This is a genomic window from Nocardia veterana NBRC 100344 (assembly GCF_000308855.1).
GTDB classification, from domain to species: domain Bacteria; phylum Actinomycetota; class Actinomycetes; order Mycobacteriales; family Mycobacteriaceae; genus Nocardia; species Nocardia veterana.
In genome coordinates, this window is the sequence record NZ_BAGM01000006.1 from 14,477 (window position 1) to 38,997 (window position 24,521).

Here is a 24,521-nt window from a genome sequence, read left to right on the forward strand (position 1 = left end):
GCCGACTACCGTTGCGGCCATGGCACAGCGCTCGAGCACGAACAGGGCCGCGTCGGACGATTACGACGATGTGGAAGGGTTCGCAGTGGCGGTCGTCCGCGAGGACAGCACGTGGCGATGCAGTCCGCTCAGTGCGGAGGCGCTGAGCAGTTTGTCCGCGGCCGAGAACGAATTGCGCGCCCTGCGCAGCACCGGTGCGGTCTTCGGACTGCTGGACGTCGACGACGAGTTCTTCATCGTCCTGCGGCCGGGCCCCACCGGCAGCCGGCTGCTGATCTCGGATGCGACGGCCGCGATCGATTACGACATCGCCGTCGAGGTGCTCGACGCGCTGAATGTCGAGGTCCCCGATATCGATCCGGACGAACTCGACGAGATCGAACCGTGGGAGGAAGGCGATCTGGGCGTGCTCTCGGACCTGGGTCTGCCCGAGCCCGTGCTCAGCGTCATCCTCACCGAAACCGATCTCTACCCGGACGAGCAGCTGGGGATGATCGCGCAGCGGCTCGGCTTCGCCGACGAATTCTCCGCGGTCCTGGACAAGCTGCACCGTTGAGTTCGGCGCCGCTCCCGGCCACCGCGCCGGGAGACGAGGAATTGATTCGCGCCGCGCTCGACGCGGCGGCCTCGGCCGACCCGCGCGATGTTCCGGTCGGCGCGGTCGTGTTCGATGCCGCCGGCCGCGAGCTGGCGCGCGCCAGCAACGCCCGGGAGGCATTCGGCGACCCCACCGCCCATGCCGAGATCCTGGCGCTGCGGCGGGCGGCGCAGGTCTACGGTGACGGCTGGCGGCTGGAGGGTGCGACCCTCGCCGTGACGCTGGAACCGTGCACGATGTGTGCCGGCGCGCTGGTCCTGGCCCGGATCGGTCGTCTGGTGTTCGGTGCGTGGGAACCCAAGACCGGGGCGGTGGGCTCGCTGTGGGATGTCGTGCGTGACCGTCGGCTCAATCATCGCCCCGAGGTCCGCGGCGGTGTCCTGGAAGCCGAATGCGCCGCCGTGCTCGACACCTTCTTCCGCACTCGGCGCCCCTGACGCTCCCGCGCCGCCTGACCACCCGATTTCGAGTTCGCCGCCCCGTCCGGTAAAGTCACCTGCGGTGGCGTGTCCGAGCGGCCTAAGGAGCACGCCTCGAAAGCGTGTGTGGGGTAACCCCCCACCGAGGGTTCAAATCCCTCCGCCACCGCCACAGTCCCTCACCTGACTTACCAGGTGGGGGACTTTTTTCGTCTACCGGGGATGCCGCAGGCACCGGTTTTCCCAACGAATTCCTAACTCAGGCGGCCAGCGCGTAGTTGTCGTGCATCAGCTGGGCCGCCTTGTCGAGGTCCGAATCGAACAGGTCCGCGTACACCCGCAGCGTCACGGCCGGATCCTTGCGCCCGAGCATCCGGTTCGGCAGTAGATTTCTCTCCCCCCAGTTTGGTAGGTCGGTGGGGCGTGCCTCTCCGAACTGGATGAATATGCTGGTCACTGCTCCGTGCCGTACGTTTTGTCGCCCCCCAAAAAACCTGACTTGGTGGACGCCGCGGGAGTCAGGCCGGGACATGAATTTTTCCGGTGCCAGCTACCAAGGGAGCCACGAAAACCGACCAACGGCGACCATGCCGAGCACGATGCCGACAGCGGTCGTGGCGATCCCGAACAGCGCGATACTCAGATCCGTCGCCGCATCGAGGCGGGTGCTCGCCCTGAGCTCGGACAGGGCTTGTTGAGCGGTGGATTCTGCCTCTGCCGCGAACCACAGCCCGTACATCGTGATGAGGGTGCCGGCCAACTCCACCCAATCCCCGGTTGCCTTCATATCGGCACCGTTATCCGGGACTCTCGGGGGGAGCTGGCTATTCGTCGACCTTGGATTCGGCGGGCCAGCGTGCGAACGAGAGTCGCGGCGTGACCGTCTCCACGTCGGCCACGCACATCACCGCGTGCAGCGTGAGAATGCCGATGTGATCGGTCGATGGCGTGATCACCGCATCGGCACCGGCCGCGCGTGCCTGATCGGCGAGCGGTATCCGGCTCGTCTCCGGCGGCCACACAAGCGCGTAGCCGAGGTGGCGTGCCAACCGGCGAACCTGAGCCATATCCCAGTCCAGCGCTGTCGATTCCGGGTGTACCCATCCCAACGCGATCGGGTGAGCGCCCTTCACTGCTGGCCATCCTCGCGGCGCTCTCCGCGAAGCGGCAGCCGGAACAGTGCCACAGTGAGTACGAAAAGCCCTGCGGTGAGCAAGAATACGATCCACATGCCACACCCCTTCCGCCATCGAGTGGGAAGAACCGACGCCGGGGTCTTCGCGGCGCCCGGCGTCGGAACCACTTCCAAGAATCGTGTTGGCCGGCGGTGCGGGACAGCGCAAAACACTCGGCAAATAAGGGCGGGCGCCTGTGGGGAACCTATGACGAACGATCTGCTGAGATCGCTACGGCTGGCGCGAGGATGGACTCAGGGCGAGCTCGCTGAGCTGGTGCGTCGGCACATCGAACTCGCCACCGGCCGCGCGTCCGCATTCGACGCGCAGGCGGTATCGCGGATCGAATGCGGCGAAATCTCTTGGCCCAGGGACGCAACACGCGCTGCGCTCATGGCAGTGTTCGGGGTAGAAACACACAATGCGCTGGGTCTGCATCCGAAGCGGACCCGACGCGATGGCGAAAAGGACGATGCCACGAAACGCAGAGACTTCCTGGCGCTGGCCGGTGTCGGCGCCGCCGCAGTGACGCTCACCGATGTACCCGGGCGGGTCGGCGCGGCCGATATCGCGGAAATGCGGGACAGATTCGCGCGCCTGGTCGACGTCGACAGCTATCTCGGCGGCGCTGACACCTTCCGCGTCTACTTCGCCGAACTCGCTCGCACCGAACAGACGCTCAGCCGCGCAAGCTACTCACTCGGCACCCAACGCGAGCTCACCGAGCTGGCCGCCGAGCAAGGCCAGCAAGCCGGATGGGCCGCCTTTGATGCCGGATTCACCGCGACCGCAGTCGACCTGTTCGAATACAGCCGCCGGGCCGCCGACGAAGCAGCGAGCCGGGAACTGGCCGCCAACGCGTTCGTGCATATCGCGTACGCCAGCAGCACCACCGACGCCGTACGGGCCGCCGATTCTGGGTGTGAGGCCATCGGCACCGACGCGCCGCCCAAGGCTCGCGCATTGCTGCAATCGCGGCGTGCGTGGTCGCTGGCCACCGCCGGGGACCGCGACGGCGCGGCCCGCGCGCTGGAAACGGCCCGCGACGCGTTGCAGGACAACGACACTGACGCGCCGCCCTGGTGTGCGTGGGTCGACCATTCCGAACTCGACATCATGACCGGGCGCGTGTGGTCGGTGCTGCGTCAACCGGACCAGGCGATAGCTCCGCTCGAGCGCGCCCTTGCCAGCTACCCAGACCACTGGGCACGGGACAAGGCGCTCTATCTGGGCTGGCTGGCCGATGCCTACATCGATGCCGGCGCCGACACCGCGGCCGTATCGACCGCAGAGAAAGCGCTCACCCTCGCCGGACGGGTCGCATCTGCGCGGCCCGTGGCACGGCTCCGGGACGTGACACAGCGTTGCGTCGTCGCGGGAATCGACGGCGGCGCCGAACTGGCGCGCCGCACCGCCGCAGTGCGCCCGCCTATTCCGGTGCGCCTGTAGTCCGTTCCACCCATTCGGCGTAGGTGTCCAAGCACCATTCCACCGGCGTCGCGGTCACCTCCGGACTGTCCCACGGATGTAACTCCGCGATCCGTGCCGCGAGACGGTCCCGCGTCGTGGCCGCCGTTCGCACAGTCACCCGCCATTCCTGGCCCTCGCCGAGCTCGCCCAGATGCCAGAACACCGACACTGCCGGGCCCGTAATCTCCGCGCCCGCTGCCAGCCGTTCGCCCACCACCGCTCGCGCGATCGCTCGAGCGTCATCCTCTGTCGGCGTCGTCGACGTAACCGCCCATACTCGCGCTGTCGCCATGCCAGCCACGATATCGACAGGGCCGCCCGACACAGGCTTGACGCCGTTCCGGCATAGGAATTCGGCCCGAAGATTCCCGACGGGTTCCCAACGAGGGACCCGGATTCAGGGTGATTCAGCGAAATTCAGTGTCGTCGGCGCAGGTGGTCTTCGTGCACGACACCCCGGCGGGGAATTGCCGCGCCGAGGCCGCAGGGGCGGTCGCGGCGATGGCCGGTTGATCGGCGCACCCCTTTGCGCAGGTACGTTGGTGTTCGTGGAACTACGAATCTTCACCGAGCCTCAGCAGGGGGCTACCTACGACGATCTGCTCCGGGTGGCGAAGGTGACCGAGGAGGCGGGGTTCGATGCGTTCTTCCGGTCCGACCACTATCTGAAGATGGGTGACGTTTCCGGACTGCCCGGCCCGACCGACGCGTGGATCACGCTGGCCGGGCTCGCGCGCGAGACCTCCCGGATCCGGCTGGGCACGCTGGTGACCGCGGCGACGTTCCGGCATCCGTCGGTGCTGGCGATTTCGGTGGCGCAGGTGGACCAGATGTCCGGTGGGCGGGTGGAACTCGGGCTCGGCGCGGGATGGTTCGGCGACGAACACCGCGCCTACGGCATCGATCTGCCGGACCTGGGGGAGCGGTTCGACCGGTACGCCGAGCAGTTGGCGATCATCACCGGCCTGTGGCGCACTCCGGTCGGCGCCACCTTCGATTTCGTGGGCAAACACTATGAGCTGCAAGGCAGTCCGGCCCTGCCGAAGCCGGTGCAGGAGCCGGGGCCGCCGGTGATCATCGGTGGTGCGGGTAAGAAGCGCACCCCCGCGCTGGCCGCGCGTTACGCCCACGAATTCAACCTGCCGTTCGTGGACGCGGAAACGGCTGCCGCGCAATTCGATCGGGTCGCGGCCGCTGCCGTTGAGATCGGTCGCGATCCCGACGGGATCGTCCGCTCCGCCGCGCAGGTGCTGTGTGTGGGCCGGGACGAGGCCGAAATTGCCCGCCGCGCACAGGCGATCGGCCGCGAGGTCGACGAGTTGCGCGTCAACGGTCTGGCCGGCACCCCGGCCGAGGTGGTCGACAAGATCGGCCGCTACCGCGAGGCCACCGGCATCAGCCGGCTCTACCTGCAGGTGCTGGACCTCTCCGATCTCGCGCACCTGGAACTGGTCGCCGCCGAGGTGGCTCCCCAGCTGGGTTGACCGGTCGCCCGGCCGGAGCGTCGGCTCAGCCGACCTTCACCGGGCTGCGTGGTTCGTCCGGATCGTCGATGTGGAGTTCGCGCAGGCGAGCGCCCTCCACGTCGATGTCCGGCACGATCCGGCTGAGCCAGTTGGGGATCCACCAGGCCGCCTCACCCATCAGCACCAGCAGCGACGGGATGAGGACCATCCGCACCAGGAAGGCGTCGAACAGGACGCCGGCCGCCAGCGCGAAACCCATGGACTTCGCGGTCACATCCGATTCCAGCAGGAACGAACCGAAAACCGAGATCATGATGATCGCCGCCGAGGTGACCACCCGGGCACCGTGGTGGTAGCCCGAGATCATGGCATCGGTCGGCGCCTTGCCGTGCACGTACTCCTCGCGCATCCGGGTGACGAGGAAGACCTGGTAGTCCATGGCGAGGCCGAACACCAAGCCGATCAACATGATCGGCAGGAAGCTCACGATCGGCCGTGGTTCGGAGATGAGCCCGAGCGCCCCCTTCTGGAAGATCAGTACGGTCGCCCCGAAGGTCGCCGCCATCGAGAGCAGGAATCCCAGCGCGGCGGTCAACGGCACCAGCACCGACCGGAAGACCGCGATCAGCAACAGGAACGCCGCGCCCGCGACGATCGCCAGATAGGGCAGGATCTTGCTGAGCAGCGCGTGATCGACGTCCGCGTAAATGGCTGTGGTGCCGGTGATTCCGTATTCGATCCCGTATTCGGCGTGCAGTTTCGATTCGGCGTCGCGGGCATTGCGCACCAGATCCTTCGTGGCCTGGTCATTGGGGCCGGTGGTGGGTACCGCGGTCATCAGCGCGCCCGCGCCGTCCTTGCTCGGCTGCGGCTGGGTGACGTAGTCCATCCCGGGATATGCGGCCAATTCGTCGTGCAGCGCGGTCATCGCCGGCTGCCGCTGATCGGTGGGTACATCGGTCAGATCCGCGACGATCTCGAGTTTTCCGTTGCTGCCTTCGCCGAATCCCTCGGTCCGCAGGTCGTAGGCCTTCCGGATGGTCGTCGTCTTCGGCTGGCTGTCCTCACCCGGCAGGCCCAGATTCAGGCTCAGCGCGGGCGCGGCCAGCAGGCCCAGCACGATGATGCTCGCGACCAGCGTGAGCCACGGCATCCGGCCGATCACCCGGGCCACCCGCATGCCGTTGGTGACCACCGCATCGTCCTCGGGGTCGTGCTGCGCGATCACCGGAAGCTTCGGTGTGAACAGGTACTTCCCGAAGGCGCCGAGCAGCGCCGGCATCAGGGTGACGGCGGTCAGTACCGCGAAGGCCGCCGCGATCGCCCCGCCCAACCCCATGAAAGTCAGGAAGCGGATGTTCACGATGGCCAACGCCACCAGCGCGATGATCACCGTCGCGCCCGCGAAAACCACTGCCGAACCGGCCGTCCCCAGGGCGGTACCCGCGGCGATCTCCGGTGAACTCTGCACGGCCCGTTCGTGTTTGTAGCGGGAGACGATGAACAGGGCGTAGTCGATGGACAGTGCGATACCGATCATCGAGGCCAGGAAGGTCGTGAAACTCGGCACCGACATGAACGAGGTACCGAGGAAGATCACCGATGTGGCCAGCCCGAGCCCGACGATCGCGGTGATGATCGGTACGAAGGCGGCCACGATCGCACCGAAGGCCACCACCATCACCACCAGTGCGACGGCCATACCGATCATCTCGGCCTGGCCGCTCGGCTGCGACTGTTCCATGGCCAGCGAGCCGCTCATCTCGACCTGAAGTCCGGCGGCGCGGGCATCGTCGCCGACCCCGAAGGCGGCCTGGCGATCGGCCTCGGTGATGTCGGTGAATTTCGCGATGGTGAACGGAACCGTGAGCACCGCAACGGTATCCGGATGCTCCCGGTTCAACACGTTCAGTGGCGCGGCGCTGCATCGGGAGACGAATTCCGGCGAACCGCGGTCGCCGCTCAGGCAGCCCATCCGTTCGGTGGCGGTGACCGGATCCACCAGCGGGGTGGTGTGGTCGACGATGTTCAGGCCGTTCAATTTCGCGATCACGCCGTCGAGGGCGGCGCGCTGGGAGGTGTCGGTGAGCTTCTGCCCCGGCGCCGCGCCGAAGACGTACGTGCCGGTCACCGCTTCGAAGCTGAACGCCTCCGACATTCCCGGGAAGTGTTTGTCCATGATCTCGGTGGCACGTTCCGAGGGCAGATTCGGAATGGTGAAGTCGTCGTTCATCGGCTTCTTCAGCTGCGTGCCCAGCGAACCGATGATCAGAAACAGGATCAGCCAGACCGGCAACACGATCCATTTGTGCCGGAAGGCGAATCTTCCCCATCGATACAGATACACGGACACGGGCACTCCTAGTGGTCGCGGTCCTCGATTCCGATCCGCGCGAACCGGGGCCGATCGCTGATCGAGCTGTGCGGTTGCCGATGCACCCGCCGGACCGCCTGGGTCCGTCGAGTGGCCGAGATGGAGAGCGTCAGGTCCGAGTCTGCTGGGTAGTTGCTGTCAGATCAAGAACTCCCGGGTGATCGAGTTGGCACGGGTCCGGATACGAACCGGGCCCCCACCCGAAAACTCGGATGGGGGCCCGTCGGATCCCGGTGATCAGCCGACCGGAACCGGTTGCTTCTCGGACGCGGCGTCGCGGGCGCGCTGCTGCAGTTCGCGCAGCTTGGTGCCCTCGACGTCGATATCGGGCAGGACCCGGTCGAGCCACTTCGGCATCCACCACGCCCACTTGCCCAGCAGTACCAGCAGCGACGGGATCAGCACCATGCGCACCAGGAAGGCGTCGAACAGCACGCCGGCCGCCAGGGCGAAGCCCATGGACTTCGCGGTCACATCCGGCATCAGCACGAATCCGGCGAAGACCGAGATCATGATGATGGCCGCGGAGGTGACGACGCGAGCGCCGTGGTGGTAGCCCGCCACCATGGCCTCCTCGGGTGACTTGCCGTGGATGTACTCCTCGCGCATGCGGGTGACCAGGAAGACCTGGTAGTCCATCGCGAGCCCGAAGACCAGGCCGATCAACATGATCGGCAGGAAGCTCACGATCGGATGCTGGTCACCGATCAGGCCGAGCTTGTCCTGCTGGAAGATCAGCACGGTCGCGCCGAAGGTCGCGGCCATCGAGAGCAGGAAGCCGAGTGCGGCCGTCAGCGGCACCAGAATCGACCGGAAGACCAGTACCAGCAGCAGGAAGGCCGCGATCGCCACGATCGTCATGTAGGGCACGATCTTGCCGAGCAGGGCGTTCGACACATCGGAGTAGATCGCCGTGCTGCCGGTGATGCCGTACTCCATGCCGTACTTCGCCTGCAGGTCCGCTTCCGCATCCCGGGCGTGCTTCACCAGGTCCTGGGTGTCGGAGTTGTTCGGCCCGTAGTCGGGTACCGCGGTCAGCTGAGCGCCCGTGCTGTTGACGAAATCCGGCGTCTTGCCGGCGGTGAGCTTGTTCGTCGACGGCATGGTCACGAAGTCCATGCCCGGATAGGCGGCCAGCTTGTCGTGCAACGCCATGACGGCTTCCTGCCGCTGCTCCGGCCGGACCTTCGTCAGATCCGCCACCACCAGCAGGGTGCCGTTACTGCCCTCGCCGAAGCCCTCGGTGCGCAGGTCGTAGGCCTTGCGGACGGTGGTGGTCTTGGGCTGGCTGTCCTCGCCCGGCAGGCCGAGGCTCAGATTCACCGCGGGTCCGGCGAGCAGGCCGAGCACGATCACGCTCGCGCCCAGGGTCAGCCACGGGGCCTTGGCGATCACGCGGGCGAACCGCTTGCCGTTGGTGACGGCGTTGTCGTCCTCGGTGTCGGTGCGCGCCACCAGCGGCAGCTTCGGCTTGAACAGGAAGCGGCCGAAGGCTCCCATCACGGCGGGCAGCAGGGTCAGGGCGACCAGGATCGCGAAGAACGCCGCGAGCGCGCCGCCCAGGCCCATCCAGGTCAGGAAGCTGACGCCGACGATGCTCAGCCCGCACAGCGCGATGATCACGGTCATCCCGGCGAAGACCACGGCCGAGCCGGCCGTGCCGATGGCCACGCCGGCCGCTTCCTCCGGCGAATCCTGCACGGCGAGTTCGTGTTTGTAGCGCGAGACGATGAACAGCGCGTAGTCGATGGACAGCGCGATACCGATCATCGAGGCGAGCACGGTCGTGAAGTTCGGGATGTTCACGACCGAGGTACCGGCCATGATCAGCGCCGACGCCATCCCGACGCCGACGATGCCGGTCAGAATCGGGACGAAAGCGGCCAGCAACGCGCCGAACGCGACCATCATCACGATGAACGCCACGACGTAGCCGATCATCTCCGAAGCGCCGCCGGGCTCCATCTGCTCGGTGGCGATGGAACCGCTGAGTTCGACCTCCAGGCCGGCCTGGCGCGCCTCATCGGCGACCTTGTAGGCCTTGTCCCGGTCGGCCTGGGTCAGGTCGGAGAACGACTTGATGTCGAACGGCACGCTGAAGTAGGCGACGGTATCGGCATTGTTGTTCTTGCCGAGCACATTCAGCGGCGCCAGACCGCATTTGGCGACGAAGTTCGGGTCGGTACGGTCACCCGAGGTGCAGCCGATCGCGGTGGTGGCGGTGACGGGGTCGACCAGGACACCGGGACGCTGAGGATCGGCCTTGATCTTGGACTCGTCGACGATGTCGAGATTGTTGATCTTCTCGACCAGCGCGGTGAGGGCTCGGTGGTTGTCCGGATCGGTCAGCTTGCCGTGTTGGGCCGCGACGACATAGGTGCCGGTGACCGCGTCGAACTTGAAGGCGGCCGATTGTCCCGGGAATTCTCGGTCCAGGATGTCGGTGGCCTTCTGCGAGGGCAGGTCGGGCATGTTGAAGTCGTCCTGGCTCTGCTTCTTCAGCCCGACGCCGACGGCGCCGACAATCACGAAGATCAGCAACCAGATCGGTAGCACGATCCATTTTCGGCGGAAGGCGAACTTCCCCCACCGATAGAGGTACACGGACACGCGGTATCTCCTAGCGATAGCTGATTTGCGGTGCTGAGTTCAGGCCCCGTAGACAGCACTACTGCGGACGCCGCACTGCGATCCGCCTCCATCGACGCGCTCTGCCTACCGTGCGGTAGGTAGACTACCGAATCCGTAAGCGGAGGACCAACCTCAATTTTCGGGGCGCGTCCTGGCGTTTCGATCGGTTGATGAGAGGATCATCGCATGAGCGCCCGAACTACCTCCGGATCAGTTGTCGCAGGTCAGAGCACCAAAGATGCGATTCGCGAGGCGGCGATCCGGTTGTTTTCGACCAAGGGATTCGAGCAGACCAGTTTGCGCGAGGTCGCGGATGCGGTGGGAATCACAAAGGCGTCGCTCTACTATCACTACGCCTCGAAGCTCGATCTGCTGCTCGCGATCATCGAGCCGATCTTCGACGATATGAAGCAGGTCGTCGACGAACTCGACGGTGTGCCGCACAGTCCCGCCGGCGCCCGTGAAGTGCTGCATCACCAGCTCCGCACCCTGTTACGGCACCGGACCGCCGGCGCGATGTGCGTGCGTGACACGGTGGCGATCATCAACGCCATCGGAGATCGGCATCCGGACATGTTCGATATGCACCGCCGCCTGTGCGTGTGGCTGGCCGGACCGGAACCCTCGGCCGAGGCGCAGTTGCGGGCGAGTGCCGCGCTCGAAGTGCTGGGTACCGCGCTCTGGTCGGATGAACTCGTGCCCGACGCCGGTGACGAGGTCGTCGAGCGCGTGCTGATCGAGGCCGCCCTCGGTGTGCTGAACGGGCCGGGTGAATCGCGCTAGTGCACATCTCGGCCAGGATCGACTACGCGGTCCGTATATTGCTGGAAATCGCTCGCGCCCAACCGGATTCGGTCAAGGCCGAGACGATCGCCACGGCGCAGCAGATTTCGCCGAAAATTCTGGAAGCCATTGCGGGGGAACTGCGCCGGGCCGATCTGGTGGTCAGCCGCCGCGGTCCCGACGGCGGCTACCGGCTGGCCCGCGCGGCCACCGAGATCAGCATCGCGGATGTGATCCGCGCGGTCGAGGGTCCGCTGGCCTCGGTGCGTGGGCAGCGGCCGGAGGATGTGGTCTATTCGGGCGTGGCCGAGCCGTTGCAGCGGGTGTGGATCGCGCTGCGGGTCAATATTCGTGCCGTGCTGGAGCAGGTGTCGATCGCCGATATCGCCACCGACCGGCTGCCCGATTTCATCGCCGAACTGGTCCGCGATCCCGGTGCGTGGACCCGTCGCCCGGCGCCGGTCCCGCCCACCGCCGACTGATCCGGCCGATCGCGACGCCGCCGGACGGCCCGGCGTGCCGAGGTGCGGCGATCCCGGCGGGCGGCCCGCGTCCGCCGCATCCGGGAAGCGATGTCGCCCGCCGGAAAATGTTTCCGCCGGCGCCTCGGAATGACGGTAGCCTGCACCCATCATGTTGATCAGGTTGCTGCGCGCCTTTCTCGCCCCCTACCGCACCCAGTTGGTGGGGGTTGTTGTGCTGCAGCTCATCTCCGTCATCGCGATGCTGTATCTGCCCAGCCTGAATGCCGACATCATCGACAACGGCGTCACCAAGGGAGATATCGGCTACATCTGGACCACCGGTCTGTGGATGCTGCTGGTGTCGGGCGTGCAGATTCTCGCGTCGGCCGGTTCGGTCTATCTGGGTGCGCAGGCCGCGATGGGCGCGGGGCGGGAAATGCGCGCGGCGCTGCTGCACCGGGTCGGCACCTTCTCCGCGCGCGAGGTCGGGATCTTCGGCGCGCCCTCGCTGATCACCCGCAACACCAACGATGTGCAGCAGGTGCAGCTGCTGGTCGTGATGAGCGTGACCATTCTGGTGATGGCGCCGATCATGTGCATCGGCGGCATCGTCATGGCGCTGCGCCAGGATCTCGGACTGTCCTGGATTCTGCTGGTCGCGGTGCCGCTGCTCGGCCTGACGATGGCGTTGATCATCTCCCGGATGGTCCCCGGCTTCCGGCGTGTCCAGGAGCGCATCGACGCGGTGAACCGGGTCCTGCGCGAGCAGATCACCGGTATTCGCGTGGTGCGGGCGTTCGTGCGCGAACGGCACGAAACCCAGCGCTTCGGGGTCGCCAACGAGGAGCTGACCACGGCGTCGCTGTTCGTCGGCCGGATGGCGGCGCTGATGTTCCCGACCGTGATGCTGATCAGCAACCTGACCACGGTCGCGGTGATCTGGTTCGGCGGACACGCGATCGATTCCGGCGAGATGCAGATCGGCTCGCTGACCGCGCTGCTGTCCTACATCATGCAGATCCTGATGGCGGTCATGATGGCTTCCTTCCTGGCGATGATCGCGCCCCGCGCGGCGGTATCGGCCGAACGCATCGCCGAGGTCCTCGAGACCGACTCCTCGGTGGTGCCGCCCGCGCAGCCGCAGACCTTCGCCGGTGATCCGGGCGTCGTGGAACTGTCTGCGGCGCAGTTCAAATTCCCCGGCGCCGAGGAACCCGTCCTGCGCGATATCAGCTTCCGGGTGGAGCCCGGACGCACCACCGCGATCGTCGGATCCACCGGGTCCGGCAAGACCACGCTGATCAATCTGATTCCCCGACTGATCGACGTGACCGACGGATCGGTGCGAGTTGGTGGCACCGATGTGCGCCGGCTCGACATGGATCTGCTGCGCTCCCAGATCGGCCTGGTGCCGCAGAAGGCGTATTTGTTCTCCGGCACGATCGCGGAGAATCTGCGCTACGGCGATCCGGAGGCGACCGACGAACAGCTGTGGCACGCATTGGAAATCGCGCAGGCGGCGGATTTCGTCCGAGCCATGCCCGAGGGCCTGCAGACTCCGGTCGCGCAGGGCGGCACCACCGTCTCCGGTGGACAACGGCAGCGACTCGCGATTGCGCGCGCCCTGGTGAAGAAGCCCAAGATCTACCTGTTCGACGACTGCTTCTCCGCCCTCGACGTGGCCACCGACGCCCGGGTACGCGATGCGCTGCGCCCCGAGACGCGCGAATCCGCGGTGATCACCGTGGCGCAGCGGGTATCGACCATCCGCGACGCCGACCAGATCGTCGTTCTCGAAGACGGCGCCATGGTCGGCCTCGGCACCCACGACCAGCTGTTGCGCGAATGCGAGGAGTACCGGGAGATCGTGGAATCGCAGTTCAGTCCCGAGGAGGCGGCCCGATGAGCTACCTTCGCGCAGCCGCTGATCGGGCCGTCCGGGTGCGGGTGTCCCGCAGAACACAGGAGGCGGCCCGATGAGGCCCGGGGGGCCGATGCCGGGGGCGCCCGGGCAGAAGGCGAAATCGTTCGGGCCCACGCTGAAGCGGCTGTTGCAGCGGCTGGCTCCGGACCGGACGTTCGTGGTCGCGATCTTCCTGTTGACCGTCGCCGCCGTCGTGATGAATACGCTCGGTCCGCAGATTCTCGGCAAGGCCACCAACCTGATCTTCGACGGGGTCGTCGGCAAGCAGTTGCCGGCCGGTCTGACCAAGGATCAGGCCGTCGCTTCGATGCGGGAGCAGGGGCAGGACCGGCTCGCCGACATGCTCTCGGCGATGCACGTGGTGCCCGGTGTCGGCGTCGACTTCGGTGCGGTCGGCCGGGTACTGCTGCTGGTCCTGGTGCTCTACGTGCTGGCGTCGGTGTTCAACTGGCTGCAGGCCTATCTGCTCACCACGGTGATCAACCGGGCCGTGCAGCGGTTGCGCAGCGAGGTCGAGGACAAGATCCACCGGCTGCCGCTGAGCTATTTCGACACCAACGCCCGCGGTGATGTGCTGTCCCGGGTGACCAACGATGTCGACAATGTGGCGCAGAGTCTGCAGCAGACCATGAGTCAGCTGGTCATGTCGGTGCTGTCGGTGCTCGGCATCATGATCATGATGTTCTGGATCTCGCCGCTGCTGGCGTTGATCGCGCTGTTGACGGTGCCGGCCGCGGTGATCGTCACCGCCCAGATCGCGAAGCGGTCCAAACCGCACTTCATCGATCAGTGGAAGTACACCGGCCTGGTCAACGCGCAGGTCGAGGAGGCCTTCACCGGGCACGAGGTGGTCACCGCGTTCGGCCGCGTCCGCGAGGTCGGCGCCGAGTTCGACAAACGCAACGACAAGCTCTATCAGGCCAGTTTCAAGGCTCAGTTCATCTCCGGGCTGATCATGCCGGTGATGATGTTCATCGGGAACCTCAACTACGTGTTGATCGCCGTGGTCGGTGGGTTGCGGGTGGCCTCGGGCAGTCTGTCGCTGGGTGAGGTGCAGGCCTTCATCCAGTACTCGCGCCAGTTCAGCCAGCCGCTGACCCAGATCGGTTCGATGGTCAACCTGCTGCAATCGGGCGTCGCGTCGGCGGAACGCATCTTCGAAATCCTCGACGCCGACGAGCAGATTCCGGACCCGGGCGAGGAGGACCAACGCTCGCTCGAGCACGGCCGGGTCGAATTCGACGCGGTGTCGTTCCGCTACGAGCCCGACAAGCCGGTCATCGAGGACCTCTCGCTGGTCGCCGAGCCCGGTCATGTGGTCGCGATCGTCGGCCCGACCGGTGCCGGTAAGACGACGCTGGTCAACCTGCTGGAGCGGTTCTACGAGCTGGATTCCGGTGCGATCACCATCGACGGGGTGGACATCACCCGCATCTCGCGGGATCGGCTGCGTTCCCGCATCGGCATGGTGCTGCAGGACACCTGGCTGTTCGGCGGGACGATCCGCGAGAACATCGCCTACGGCAAGACCGGGGCGAGCGAGGAGGAGATCCTCGAGGCGGCCCGTGCGGCCTATGTGGATCGCTTCGTCCATTCGCTGCCGCAGGGCTACGACACCGTGATCGACGAGGAGGGTTCGGGTGTCAGCGCCGGCGAGAAGCAGCTGATCACCATCGCCCGCGCCTTCCTGGCAAAACCGGCCATCCTGATCCTGGACGAGGCGACCAGCTCGGTCGACACCCGCACCGAACTGCTGGTCCAGCAGGCGATGGCCGCACTGCGTCGCGATCGCACCAGTTTCGTTATCGCACATCGGCTTTCGACCATCCGCGATGCCGATCTGATCGTCGTGATGGAGGGCGGCCGGATCGTGGAGCAGGGCACCCATGAACGGCTGCTGGCCGCGCGCGGCGCCTACTACCGGCTCTACAACGCGCAGTTCACCGGTGCGGCGGTCGATCAGGATCTGGTCGACGAGGAGACCGTCGACGTCGTCTAGCCCGTCGGGCCGGTGCGCGCGCCGGGCTCGCGGCATCGGTGCGGATGTCGACTGGCAGGATAGCGGCGTGTCCGATCCCGACCAGTTCTCCTTCGCCATCGGTACCCGGCTGCCCGGCCGGCACGGCCGCACCGGTGTGATCAGCACACCGCACGGTCCGATCGCCACCCCGGCGTTCATCCCGGTCGGCACGAAGGCCACGGTCAAGGCGGTGCTGCCCGAGACGATGGCGGAGATCGGTGCGCAGGCCCTGCTGGCCAACGCCTATCACCTGTATCTGCAGCCCGGCTCCGACATCGTGGACGAGGCCGGGGGATTGGGCCGGTTCATGAATTGGCCCGGCCCCACCTTCACCGACAGCGGCGGCTTCCAGGTCATGTCGCTCGGCGTCGGCTTCAAGAAGGTGCTGGCCATGGAGGCGGTCGGTGTGCAGAGCGACGAGGTGATCGCCAAGGGGAAGGAACGGCTGGCCGTGGTCGACGACGACGGCGTCACCTTCCGCTCCCATCTGGACGGATCGAACCACCGGTTCACCCCGGAGGTGTCGATGGGCATCCAGCACCGGCTCGGCGCCGACATCATGTTCGCCTTCGACGAACTGACCACGCTGTTCAATACCCGTGGCTATCAGGAGAAGTCGCTGCGGCGCACGCACGAGTGGGCGCAACGCTGCATCGACGAACACGAGCGGCTCACCGCCGAACGGGCGCACCGGCCGTATCAGGCACTGTTCGCGGTGATCCAGGGCGCGCAGTACGAAGATCTGCGCCGCAAGGCCTGCCGCGATCTGGATGCGATGCGAGGCAGCGGCGGAACGGGTTTCGACGGTTACGGCATCGGCGGCGCGTTGGAGAAGGCGAATCTCGGCACCATCGTCGGCTGGTGCTGTGACGAACTGCCGGAGGACAAGCCGCGGCACCTGCTGGGGATCAGCGAACCCGAGGACTTCTTCGTCGCGATCGAGAACGGCGCCGACACCTTCGACTGCGTCAATCCGTCCCGCGTCGCGCGCAATGCCGCGATCTACGTGGCGGCCGGCCGGTTCAACATCAACACCAGCCGGTTCCGCCGTGATTTCACGCCGATCGACGAGACCTGCGACTGCTACACCTGCGCGCACTACACCCGGGCCTATATCCATCACCTGTTCAAGGCGAAGGAGATGCTCGCCGCCACGTTGTGCACGATTCACAACGAGCGCTTCACAATTCGGCTCGTCGACGACATCCGCGCGAGCATCGAGGGCGGTTACTACGACGACTTCAAGGCCGAATTCCTGGGCCGGTGGCAGGGCCGGATCCGTTTCGACTGAACGGAAAGGCCCTGCCCCGTGCGGTTCCGGTCGGCCCGGGTCTCGCGTCAGCTGTAGAGCGCGGGCTTGTCCAGGGGTGCGTAGGTGGGCTCGTGCTTCTTCAGATAGCCGATGCAGCGGTAGCTGATCGGCATGATCAGCACCTCGCACAGCGTCTTCCACACGAAGCCGACGATCACATAGTTGATGAACGCGCCCCAGGTGTTGATCCCGATAGCGGTCGCCGCGATCGAGCAGAACACGAGCGTGTCACCGAATTCGCCGGCGACGGTGGAGCCCAGCAGCCGCGCCCACAGATGCTTCTCCTTGGTGCGCTCCTTGATCAGCACCAGCGTCATCGAATTGAGGAACTGGCCCACCACATATCCGGCGAGTCCGGCGGCGACGAGCTGCGGCGTGGTCCCGGCGACGGTGCGGAAGGCGTCCTGGTTCTCGTAGAACCCGGCCGCCGGCAGTCCGATGGCGATCCAGAAGCACACCACCATCAGGATGAGCATGCCGAAGCCGTAGTAGATGGTGCGGCGGGCGGCCTTGAAGCCGTAGACCTCGCTCAACACGTCGCCGATGACGTAGGCGAGGGGGAACAGGAAGAAGGCGCCGTCGGTGGTGATCGGCAGGATCTCGATCGGCCCCAGCGACAGCTCGTGGCCGGTGAAGAACTGCACGCCCTTGGTGGCGCAGATATTCGAAATCATCAAGGTGGCCGTGAACAAGGTCACGATCAATGTGAAGGGACCCCCCGCGGCCTGCGCGAATGCTGCGTGTTCGACCGCGGGGCGTCCAGACTCCCCGGTCGGTGTCGTTTCTCGTGTCTCACTCACGAGCTGTGCACGATACCGGCAGGAGGCCCCGGTGGAATAGGCTGGACCGATGACGAATCCCGGCGATTCCGACGAATGGTGGAAACAGTACGGCGGCGAAGGTGTCTCGTCCGATTCGGGCGGCCACCCCTCGGCGACCCCGCCGCCTGATCCGCAGGCCGGATACTCCTCCGCCCCGCATCAGCAACCCGGTCCGCATCAGCAGTCCGGCCCCCACCAGCAGCCGGCCCAGCCGACCCCGCCCCCGCCTTCGTATCCCAGCTACCCCCAGCCGCCGCAGCAGCCGTACGGCCAGCCCAACTACGGATATCCGAGCGCGCCGCCCTATCAGCCCTACGGTTACGCTCAGCCGCCGCAGCAGGGGACGAACGGTCTGGCGATCGGTTCGCTGATCGCTTCGATTCTGGGTCTGTGCACCTGCATCGGCTCGATCGTCGGAATCATCCTCGGGGTCATCGCGCTGAATCAGATCAAGGAGCGCGGCGGCCAGGGCCGCGGTATGGCGCTGGGCGGGATCTGGGTCGGTGCGGTCGGGATCGCGCTGACCATCGTGTGGATCATCATCAATGTGGCGGCCGCGAACTGGTAGGACGACGGGCCGGTAGCTCACCCGCGCCGGTCGGGGTCCGGGTGTTCGGGATCCAGGATCCACGGTGCGCGTGGCACATTCGCGGGCGTGAACTGGTCCAGCAGCGCGCGCGGCGTCGCTCCGGAATATCCGAGCGATGCCGCGAGCAGCGCGCATACCTCCCGCGGCGTTTCGCCGAGCGCGATCCGGTCGCGCAGCGTGACGGCTCCGTCGCGCTTGGCCAGCCGGGCGCCGTCGGTGTTGAGCACCAGCGGCACATGCGCGTAGGCCGGGACGGCGAGGCCGAGCAGCGTGGCCAGGTAGGCCTGGCGCGGTGTCGAGGGCAGCAGATCGTCACCGCGCACCACCTGATCGAAGCCCTGTGCGGCATCGTCGACGACGACCGCGAGATTGTAGGCGGCCGTGCCGTCGCCGCGTCGCAGCACGAAATCGTCGACGAGGCCGCGGTAGCGGCCGTGAATCTCGTCGACGACCTCGAATTCCGTTGTCTGCGAGCGTAACCGCAGGGCCGGCGGGCGGCCCTCGGCCCGTTTGGCCGCCCGCTCCGCCGCGGTGAGGTCGCGGCAGGTGCCCGGATAGGCGCCCATCGGACCGTGTGGCGCTGTTGCCGCCTGCTGTATTTCCCTTCGGGTGCAATAGCATTCGTAGGTCAATCCGGCGGCGCCGAGCCGCTCGATGGCCGCGTCGTAGTGGCGGGTGCGTTCCGATTGGCGCAGCACGGGGCCGTCCCAGTCCAGACCGATCGCGGCCAGATCCTCGAGTTGGCGCTCGGCCGCACCGGCGCGCACGCGATCGAGATCTTCGATCCGGATCCGGAAGTTGCGTGCGGTGCTGCGGGCGAACAGCCAGGCGAGCAGCGCGGTGCGCAGATTGCCGAGATGGAGATCTCCGGACGGGCTGGGGGCGAAGCGGCCGGCGCCGGCGGTATGCGGCCTCATCCGCGCAGCCGGGGCCGCAGGTCGTCCTCCCGGATGTCGCGTCCGGCCGCCAGATCCGCGAGCAGATCCTCGGCGTGCGCGACGAGCCCGGGAGCGTCGATGCCGTACGGCGGCTCCGGGGTGGCGCGTAACCGGCCCACCGCCCGTTCGAGCAGGGTGCGAGCGCCCTTCGGATTTCCGCGCTGGATATGGGTGAGGCCTACGGCGTACTGCGCCAGGCCCTGCCACAGCATCCTTTCCGCGAACGGCCCGTTCTTCCAGGCGGCCTCGAGTACCTCGTGTGCGTTGAAGGCCAGACCCTCGTCGAGGAGGCGCTGTGCGTAGTCCAAGGTTTCGTCGGGTGGCAGGTCGAGATCATCCGGAATTCGGGCAACGCCTACGCTACCCGGCGGTAGGGGGCGCCCGAATCGGTCACGAGGACGGGCATTTCGGGCGTGTCCGGCATCGTCGCGATCTCGTTCCACCACGACTCCATGATCCACGCCGAGCAACCGCACGGTTTATCGGGTGCCCGCCGCGGCGATCGGCGCCCGGAATTCGAGGCCGGCGATTTGTTTACCGGATCATTCTCCTGTCATTTGGCAATTCCTCCGCTATTAGTGAACCGGAATTCGGCAGCGGCAATTCGATGATTGAAAGCGAAAAGACAGCAGACAGTGATTGGGGGTGCTGCTAGGGTGCTCTCCCGGGGTTACCCCGAGGGCTGCACCACGGCGGTGTGCACCTCGTGAACCGATCGGTGAATTGAGCAGGTAGTGCGCTGTGACCAGGCGCATCGTAGGTCTACGCAGTCGTCGTGACCGGGGGCGCCCGGCGAGTGCAGCAGGATTTTCGCGTTATCGACGGATGGTAAAGGAGAGGCTGAGGTGATGGTTGATTTCTCCGGTGCGGTATGGCGCAAGAGTAAATACAGCGGGCCCGACGGAAACTGTGTCGAGGTCGCATTTCTGCGCGACGGCAATGTCGGGGTTCGAGACACCAAGGACCGTGGCGCCGGACCGGTTCTGGCATTCACGCCCGGGGAGTGGGATGCGTTCGTCTCGGGCGTGACGGCCGGGAAACTCGGGCCCGCCTGACCGACGGCGAACCGGAGAGGCCCCGAGTCGCACCGATTCGGGGCCTTGTTGCTGGGTGCGCAGGTGCGACGGCTCAGCCGTCCCGTCTCGACGGCCGCGAGGTACGGCCGCCAGGCGACGGTTGCGGTGCGGGAATTGTGGGCGGTTGTGGATATCGTCGGCGGGTGGATGTGCTGACCCCGCAGGATGCCACCAGGTTCTGGCTCTCGCGCCGCGCCTGCAACGACCTGTTCCTGCTGTACTGCTTCGACGACACGGGGGCATCCGAGGCGCGGCTCCGCGCGGCCGTGCGCGCACGCAGCGCGCGGATCGCGGATCTGCGATTGCGGGTTCGTGAGCGGCGGCTGGCCTATCCGCGATGGGAGACTGGTGATTTCGACGCGGATCAGTTCGTTGTGCATGACCTGGACGCACCACTGTGGATGAATGTGGAGGCCACGCTGGGGCACCTGCTCGGCGTGGGCGTGCCCGCCGAACGGTATGCGTGGCGGTTGCACCTGTTCCGCGGCATTCGTGATGCGCCGGGTGGCGCGGAGCCGGCCCTGGTTGTGGTGCTGCAACTGTCGCATGCGTTGGCGGACGGCAGGAGGGCGGCGGAAATCGCCCGCGCACTGCTGACCGGATTGGCCGGCGAGACCGACGAGGCCGAACCGGGTGACGGTGGCTCCGAGGCCCGAGGGAACGGTTCGGGTGCGGTGGCCGGATCGGTGACTCGTTCCGGGCGGAGTCGGCTGGGAGCTCTGCTGGGCGTGGTGGAAGACGGTGCGGCCGAGGCCCGTTCGGCGGTCTTGCTCCCCGTGGCGATGGCACGCACGGTCCGGCGCGGGCTGGCCGCGGCACGTGCCGACGCCGAACTGCACCGCCGGACCGTGGCAGGTGAGATACCGCCGCCGGCAACGGGTTTCGAGCCGACCGTGATCAATCGTCCGCCTGCACCCACGCATCGGGCAGTCCGCATGATCGTGGGGGAGGACCTGCGTGCTCCCGGCCGTACCGTCACCGTCGTCGCCCTGACGGCGATTTCGCGGGCGCTCGAGCGCTACCTCGCCGCACACGATGCATCCGTCGATCGGCTCGGCGCGCAGGTTTCGATGGCACTACCGGCGGCTTCGGCCGCGGCCCGCTCGCGCAACAACTATCGCGACCTCGGCGTGGACCTCGCTGTGGCGGAACCCGATCTGCGGATTCGCGCCGACCGGATCGCCGCGGCGCTCGCCGACCGCCGCGATCGGGCCACCCACCCGTTGCAGGCCGCCCGCGATCGTGTCACCGATGCCATTCCCGCGCCGGTGCTGCGCCGCGATATCGCCGGTTATCCACTCGATACGGTCCCCGACCGGATTTCCGGCCACACCGTCCTGTCCAGCGTCGACCGGGGACCGGGCGATCTCGCGGTCGCGGGCGGGCGGGTCCGGTTCACCGCCGGCTTCCCCGCCCTCGGCGCGGTCATGCATCTGACCCACGGCCTGCACGGTCTGGGAAGTTCGATCACACTCTCGATCCATGCCGATTCCCGGGCGGTGCCGGATGTGGACGATTACGCGCGGCTCCTGCGCGAAGCGATCCGCGAGGCCGTCGCACGCTCGGGCCGGTGAGCCGACGGAGAACGCACTGAACAGGGCTTCTCAGGGCTTTTACAACGAGGCCTTTACAAAGAATGGAAGGGTGGTGACCCACTCCTTCCATATTCAATATATAGCCGACCCCGGGGCTTGCGGCAAGGCCCCGGTGATGCCGCACAATGGCCGGCCGAGGTGGGACACGGATGTCCGGTGCGTGACCGCGATCGTCGAGCGGAGAAGTGAGGGCATATGTCGGATCAGGGATACGAAGACGAATTGCGGCGGGAACGCGATTATGTGAACGGGCTCTACGCCCGGTTGGACGCCGAACGGGACCGAGCGAAGGCCGGGTATCGCGCGGCATTGCGCGGCGGCGCGGCGCTGGTCGAACGGGATGCCGAGGTGCGGGCGCGAGCTCGGGAGGTCAAGCGGCTGGACGTGGCCGACAACGGATTGTGCTTCGGGCGGCTGGACACCGTCAGCGGCGAGCGGTCGTATATCGGACGGATCGGAATTTTCGACGCGGACGACGAATTCGAACCGTTGCTCCTCGATTGGCGAGCACCTGCGGCGCGGGCCTTCTATGTCGCGACCGCGGCCAATCCGGAAAATATGCGTCGGCGCCGGCAATTCCACTCGCGTGGGCGCCGGGTGGTGGACTTCACCGACGAGGATTTCGGACGCCCCGGTGCGGGCGCCCGCGGGGATGCGGCGCTGCTTGCGGCCGTGAACGCCCCGCGCGGGGACGGGATGCGGGACATCGTCGCGACCATCCAGGCCGAACAGGACGAGATCATCCGGCTCGACCACGCCGGTGTGGTGGTGATCGAGGGCGGGCCCGGTACCGGCAAGACCGTCGTCGCGCTGCATCGGGTCGCCTATCTGCTGTACACCCAGCGCCGGCAGATGGAACGGCACGGCGTGCTCGTGGTCGGGCCGAATCCGGCGTTTCTGCACCACATCGGCCGGGTGCTGCCCTCGTTGGGGGAGACCAACGTGGTCTTCACCACCACCGGTGGTCTGGTCCCCGGCCTGCACGTCACGGCCGACGACACCGAGGAAGCCGCCCGGATCAAAGGGTCGTTGGGCATCCTCGACGTCCTGGCGGCCGCGATCGCCGACCGGCAACGGCTGCCGGAGCGGCCGCTGACCGTCGAGCTGACCGATGTCACCACCCGCATCGACGCCGAGACCGCGGAATGGGCGAGGTCGGAGGCACGCGCGAGCGGTCTGCCGCACAACGAGGCGCGGGCGGTGTTCCGCGAGATCGTCACCTACGTGCTCACCGAACGGTCGATCGCCCGGATCGGCAAGGGCTGGCTGACTCGCGACGATCGTGAGGCGTGGGAGAACATGCGGGCCGATCTGACCGCCGAACTCGCCGAGAACGAGCAATTTCTGGCGGCACTGGATCAGTTGTGGCCGGTGCTCACCCCGGAAGGCCTGCTCGCCTCGCTGTATTCGTCGCGGGAGCGGTTGCGCGCCGCGGGCGCCGATCCGGCGCTGTGGCGAGCCGACGGTGCGGCCTGGACCGTGTCCGATGTTCCGCTGCTCGACGAACTGGTGGATCTGCTGGGGCGGGAGAAGCCGGCGGATTCCGCCGCCGACCGGGAGCGGCAGGCGGCTGCCGACTACGCCGCCGGGGTACTGGACCTGATGACCGGTCGCGAGGACATGATGGACGATGAGGACCATCTGTTCGCCACCGATCTGCTCTACGCCGAGGATCTGGCCGAGCGGTTCGCCGAACGCGACACTCGGGAACTGGCGGAACGCGCTGCGGCCGACCGGGATTGGACCTATCGGCATATCGTCGTGGACGAGGCGCAGGAGCTGTCCGAGATGGACTGGCGGGTGTTGATGCGGCGCTGTCCCGGTCGCTCGTTCACGGTGGTCGGCGATCTCGCGCAACGCCGATCGCCCGCCGGTGCGAGATCGTGGAAGGACATGCTCGATCGCTATGCGCCCGGTCGCTGGCTCTACCGGTCGCTGTCGATGAACTACCGCACCCCGGCCGAGATCATGGCCGTCGCCGCATCCGTACTCGCCGAGTTCGCGCCGGACGTCGAGCCGCCGGAATCGGTGCGAGCCGCCGGTGTGCAGCCCTGGTCGCGTCGGGTCACCGCAGACGAAATACCCGCTGCCATAGCCGAATTCGTGCGAGCCGAAGCCGGTCGCGCGGGCACCAGCGTCGTCATCGGCCCGCCCGGCATGCCCGGAACGGTGCCGGCCGCGACGACCAAGGGCCTCGAATTCGATGCGGTTCTGGTCGTGGAACCGGAGCGAATCCTCGCCGACGGCCCGCGCGGGGCGGCCGAGCTCTATGTCGCACTCACCCGGGCCACCCAGCGGCTGGGTGTGTTGCATCGGGAGCCTCTGCCGTCGGCGCTACGGGGACTGACCCCGATCGAAGCTCCCGCTCCGGCGGGAAAGGCGTAGTCCGGGTGGGGTTTTCGCGGGCCGTCTAGGCAGGCGGCCCGCAACCGCCGCGCATGATCAATGCATGGGCGGGGCACCATTGGGTGACCGGTAGCCGGCTGCGGCGGTTGCCGGTGGTCAACTCGAACTCCACCAGTCCCAACCAGGTTCCGTCGGCGGCGCGCGCCCAGGCATGCAGTCGCCCGGGGATCCGCCCGGTCATGTCCAGCCCGCCGGCTCGCACCGGGCCGGCCACCGCCTCGTGTTCGGCGAGGTGGGGATGTGTCGGGATAGCGGCGGCGATATCGACCAGCACGGGCATCGGCGGAACCACCACCCGGTGTAGTGGCAGTTCTCCCTGCTCCCCTCCCTGCTCCGGCCAATGTTCGAACATGTGTTCGATCATAAACCGGGGTGCCGACAATAGCTCGCCGATTACCCGGCCGGGTCGCCCGCGTCCGGCGGGGTGAGATCGGCGAACTGATTACCCGGACAAGCGATC

23 protein-coding genes and 1 tRNA gene are annotated in these 24,521 nt (G+C 67.0%); 14 read left to right on the forward strand and 10 right to left on the reverse strand.

Going from position 1 to position 24,521, the window contains the following annotated elements:
• Window positions 1-19: 19 nt before the first annotated feature.
• From ON37_RS00855 to ON37_RS00865, 3 genes are all read left to right on the forward strand, one after another.
• The gene (locus ON37_RS00855; protein ID WP_040715392.1) at window positions 20-556 is read left to right on the forward strand and encodes a tRNA adenosine deaminase-associated protein; all 537 of its coding nucleotides are present in this window, start codon (window positions 20-22) and stop codon (window positions 554-556) included.
• On the forward strand, window positions 553-1,035 hold the full coding sequence (locus tag ON37_RS00860) for a nucleoside deaminase (RefSeq protein WP_051031014.1): 483 nt from the start codon (window positions 553-555) through the stop codon (window positions 1,033-1,035). Before ON37_RS00855 ends, ON37_RS00860 begins: the two co-directional genes overlap by 4 nt.
• A gap of 63 nt (window positions 1,036-1,098) precedes the next feature.
• Window positions 1,099-1,189 (forward strand) — tRNA-Ser (locus tag ON37_RS00865).
• An 87-nt stretch (window positions 1,190-1,276) separates the two neighbouring features.
• Here the strand turns inward: ON37_RS00865 and ON37_RS32650 are convergent.
• The 3 genes from ON37_RS32650 to ON37_RS00875 all read right to left on the reverse strand — a co-directional run bounded on the left by ON37_RS32650 (window position 1,277) and on the right by ON37_RS00875 (window position 2,150).
• Window positions 1,277-1,474, reverse strand: a complete 198-nt coding sequence (locus tag ON37_RS32650; RefSeq protein ID WP_157171313.1) for a hypothetical protein — start codon at window positions 1,472-1,474, stop codon at window positions 1,277-1,279.
• 93 nt (window positions 1,475-1,567) lie between these two features.
• The gene (locus tag ON37_RS00870; protein WP_040715393.1) at window positions 1,568-1,804 is read right to left on the reverse strand and encodes a hypothetical protein; all 237 of its coding nucleotides are present in this window, start codon (window positions 1,802-1,804) and stop codon (window positions 1,568-1,570) included.
• 37 nt (window positions 1,805-1,841) lie between these two features.
• Complete coding sequence (locus ON37_RS00875) at window positions 1,842-2,150, reverse strand: hypothetical protein (RefSeq protein WP_040715394.1); 309 nt, start codon at window positions 2,148-2,150, stop codon at window positions 1,842-1,844.
• A gap of 249 nt (window positions 2,151-2,399) precedes the next feature.
• Here ON37_RS00875 and ON37_RS00880 point away from each other — a divergent pair, with 249 nt between their 5' ends.
• On the forward strand, window positions 2,400-3,641 hold the full coding sequence (locus ON37_RS00880) for a helix-turn-helix domain-containing protein (RefSeq protein ID WP_051031016.1): 1,242 nt from the start codon (window positions 2,400-2,402) through the stop codon (window positions 3,639-3,641).
• Here ON37_RS00880 and cutA read toward each other — a convergent pair.
• Window positions 3,622-3,954, reverse strand: a complete 333-nt coding sequence (gene cutA, locus ON37_RS00885; protein ID WP_040715395.1) for a divalent-cation tolerance protein CutA — start codon at window positions 3,952-3,954, stop codon at window positions 3,622-3,624. The genes ON37_RS00880 and cutA overlap by 20 nt on opposite strands.
• Before the next feature lie 256 nt (window positions 3,955-4,210).
• Between cutA and ON37_RS00890 the strand changes: the two genes are divergently transcribed.
• Window positions 4,211-5,146 carry an LLM class F420-dependent oxidoreductase gene (locus ON37_RS00890; protein WP_040715469.1) on the forward strand — a complete coding sequence of 312 codons (936 nt, stop codon included), beginning with the start codon at window positions 4,211-4,213 and terminating at the stop codon, window positions 5,144-5,146.
• A gap of 25 nt (window positions 5,147-5,171) precedes the next feature.
• Here ON37_RS00890 and ON37_RS00895 read toward each other — a convergent pair whose 3' ends face one another.
• A complete protein-coding gene (locus ON37_RS00895; protein ID WP_040715470.1) occupies window positions 5,172-7,481 on the reverse strand; it encodes an MMPL family transporter in 2,310 nt (769 codons plus the stop codon).
• A gap of 258 nt (window positions 7,482-7,739) precedes the next feature.
• Entirely contained in the window at window positions 7,740-10,112 is a 2,373-nt protein-coding gene (locus ON37_RS00900; RefSeq protein ID WP_040715396.1) for an MMPL family transporter, read from the reverse strand.
• Between the two features lie 207 nt (window positions 10,113-10,319).
• On the opposite strand from ON37_RS00900, the gene ON37_RS00905 reads away from it, so the two are divergent.
• From ON37_RS00905 to tgt, 5 genes are all read left to right on the forward strand, one after another.
• Window positions 10,320-10,916 (forward strand): TetR/AcrR family transcriptional regulator, encoded by a 597-nt coding sequence (locus ON37_RS00905; protein ID WP_040715397.1) that lies wholly within the window; start codon window positions 10,320-10,322, stop codon window positions 10,914-10,916.
• Window positions 10,916-11,398, forward strand: a complete 483-nt coding sequence (locus tag ON37_RS00910) for an RrF2 family transcriptional regulator (protein ID WP_040715398.1) — start codon at window positions 10,916-10,918, stop codon at window positions 11,396-11,398. The genes ON37_RS00905 and ON37_RS00910 overlap by 1 nt, the downstream gene beginning before the upstream one ends.
• Before the next feature lie 151 nt (window positions 11,399-11,549).
• Window positions 11,550-13,286, forward strand: coding sequence for an ABC transporter ATP-binding protein (locus tag ON37_RS00915; protein ID WP_040715400.1), 1,737 nt, complete (start codon window positions 11,550-11,552; stop codon window positions 13,284-13,286).
• Between the two features lie 70 nt (window positions 13,287-13,356).
• Window positions 13,357-15,303, forward strand: coding sequence for an ABC transporter ATP-binding protein (locus tag ON37_RS00920; RefSeq protein WP_040715402.1), 1,947 nt, complete (start codon window positions 13,357-13,359; stop codon window positions 15,301-15,303).
• A 67-nt stretch (window positions 15,304-15,370) separates the two neighbouring features.
• Complete coding sequence (gene tgt / locus ON37_RS00925; RefSeq protein WP_040715404.1) at window positions 15,371-16,615, forward strand: tRNA guanosine(34) transglycosylase Tgt; 1,245 nt, start codon at window positions 15,371-15,373, stop codon at window positions 16,613-16,615.
• Between the two features lie 47 nt (window positions 16,616-16,662).
• Here the strand turns inward: tgt and ON37_RS00930 are convergent, their stop codons facing one another.
• Window positions 16,663-17,436, reverse strand: coding sequence for a queuosine precursor transporter (locus ON37_RS00930; protein ID WP_040715406.1), 774 nt, complete (start codon window positions 17,434-17,436; stop codon window positions 16,663-16,665).
• A 49-nt stretch (window positions 17,437-17,485) separates the two neighbouring features.
• Here ON37_RS00930 and ON37_RS00935 point away from each other — a divergent pair, with 49 nt between their 5' ends.
• Window positions 17,486-18,025: a DUF4190 domain-containing protein gene (locus ON37_RS00935; RefSeq protein ID WP_040715408.1), complete on the forward strand. Its 540-nt coding sequence runs from the start codon at window positions 17,486-17,488 to the stop codon at window positions 18,023-18,025.
• A 17-nt stretch (window positions 18,026-18,042) separates the two neighbouring features.
• On the opposite strand, the gene gluQRS is transcribed toward ON37_RS00935, so the two are convergent.
• Complete coding sequence (gluQRS, locus tag ON37_RS00940; RefSeq protein WP_040715409.1) at window positions 18,043-18,963, reverse strand: tRNA glutamyl-Q(34) synthetase GluQRS; 921 nt, start codon at window positions 18,961-18,963, stop codon at window positions 18,043-18,045.
• Window positions 18,960-19,430, reverse strand: a complete 471-nt coding sequence (locus ON37_RS00945; RefSeq protein WP_040715472.1) for a DUF309 domain-containing protein — start codon at window positions 19,428-19,430, stop codon at window positions 18,960-18,962. The genes gluQRS and ON37_RS00945 overlap by 4 nt, the downstream gene beginning before the upstream one ends.
• Window positions 19,431-19,832: 402 nt before the next feature.
• On the opposite strand from ON37_RS00945, the gene ON37_RS00950 reads away from it, so the two are divergent.
• The 3 genes from ON37_RS00950 to helR all read left to right on the forward strand — a co-directional run bounded on the left by ON37_RS00950 (window position 19,833) and on the right by helR (window position 24,040).
• Window positions 19,833-20,039, forward strand: coding sequence for a DUF397 domain-containing protein (locus ON37_RS00950; RefSeq protein WP_040715411.1), 207 nt, complete (start codon window positions 19,833-19,835; stop codon window positions 20,037-20,039).
• 164 nt (window positions 20,040-20,203) lie between these two features.
• Complete coding sequence (locus ON37_RS00955; RefSeq protein WP_040715413.1) at window positions 20,204-21,634, forward strand: WS/DGAT/MGAT family O-acyltransferase; 1,431 nt, start codon at window positions 20,204-20,206, stop codon at window positions 21,632-21,634.
• 216 nt (window positions 21,635-21,850) lie between these two features.
• Window positions 21,851-24,040 carry an RNA polymerase recycling motor ATPase HelR gene (gene helR, locus ON37_RS00960; protein ID WP_174362051.1) on the forward strand — a complete coding sequence of 730 codons (2,190 nt, stop codon included), beginning with the start codon at window positions 21,851-21,853 and terminating at the stop codon, window positions 24,038-24,040.
• A gap of 25 nt (window positions 24,041-24,065) precedes the next feature.
• Here the strand turns inward: helR and ON37_RS00965 are convergent, their stop codons facing one another.
• Complete coding sequence (locus tag ON37_RS00965; RefSeq protein WP_157171315.1) at window positions 24,066-24,413, reverse strand: hypothetical protein; 348 nt, start codon at window positions 24,411-24,413, stop codon at window positions 24,066-24,068.
• Window positions 24,414-24,521 lie beyond the last annotated feature (108 nt).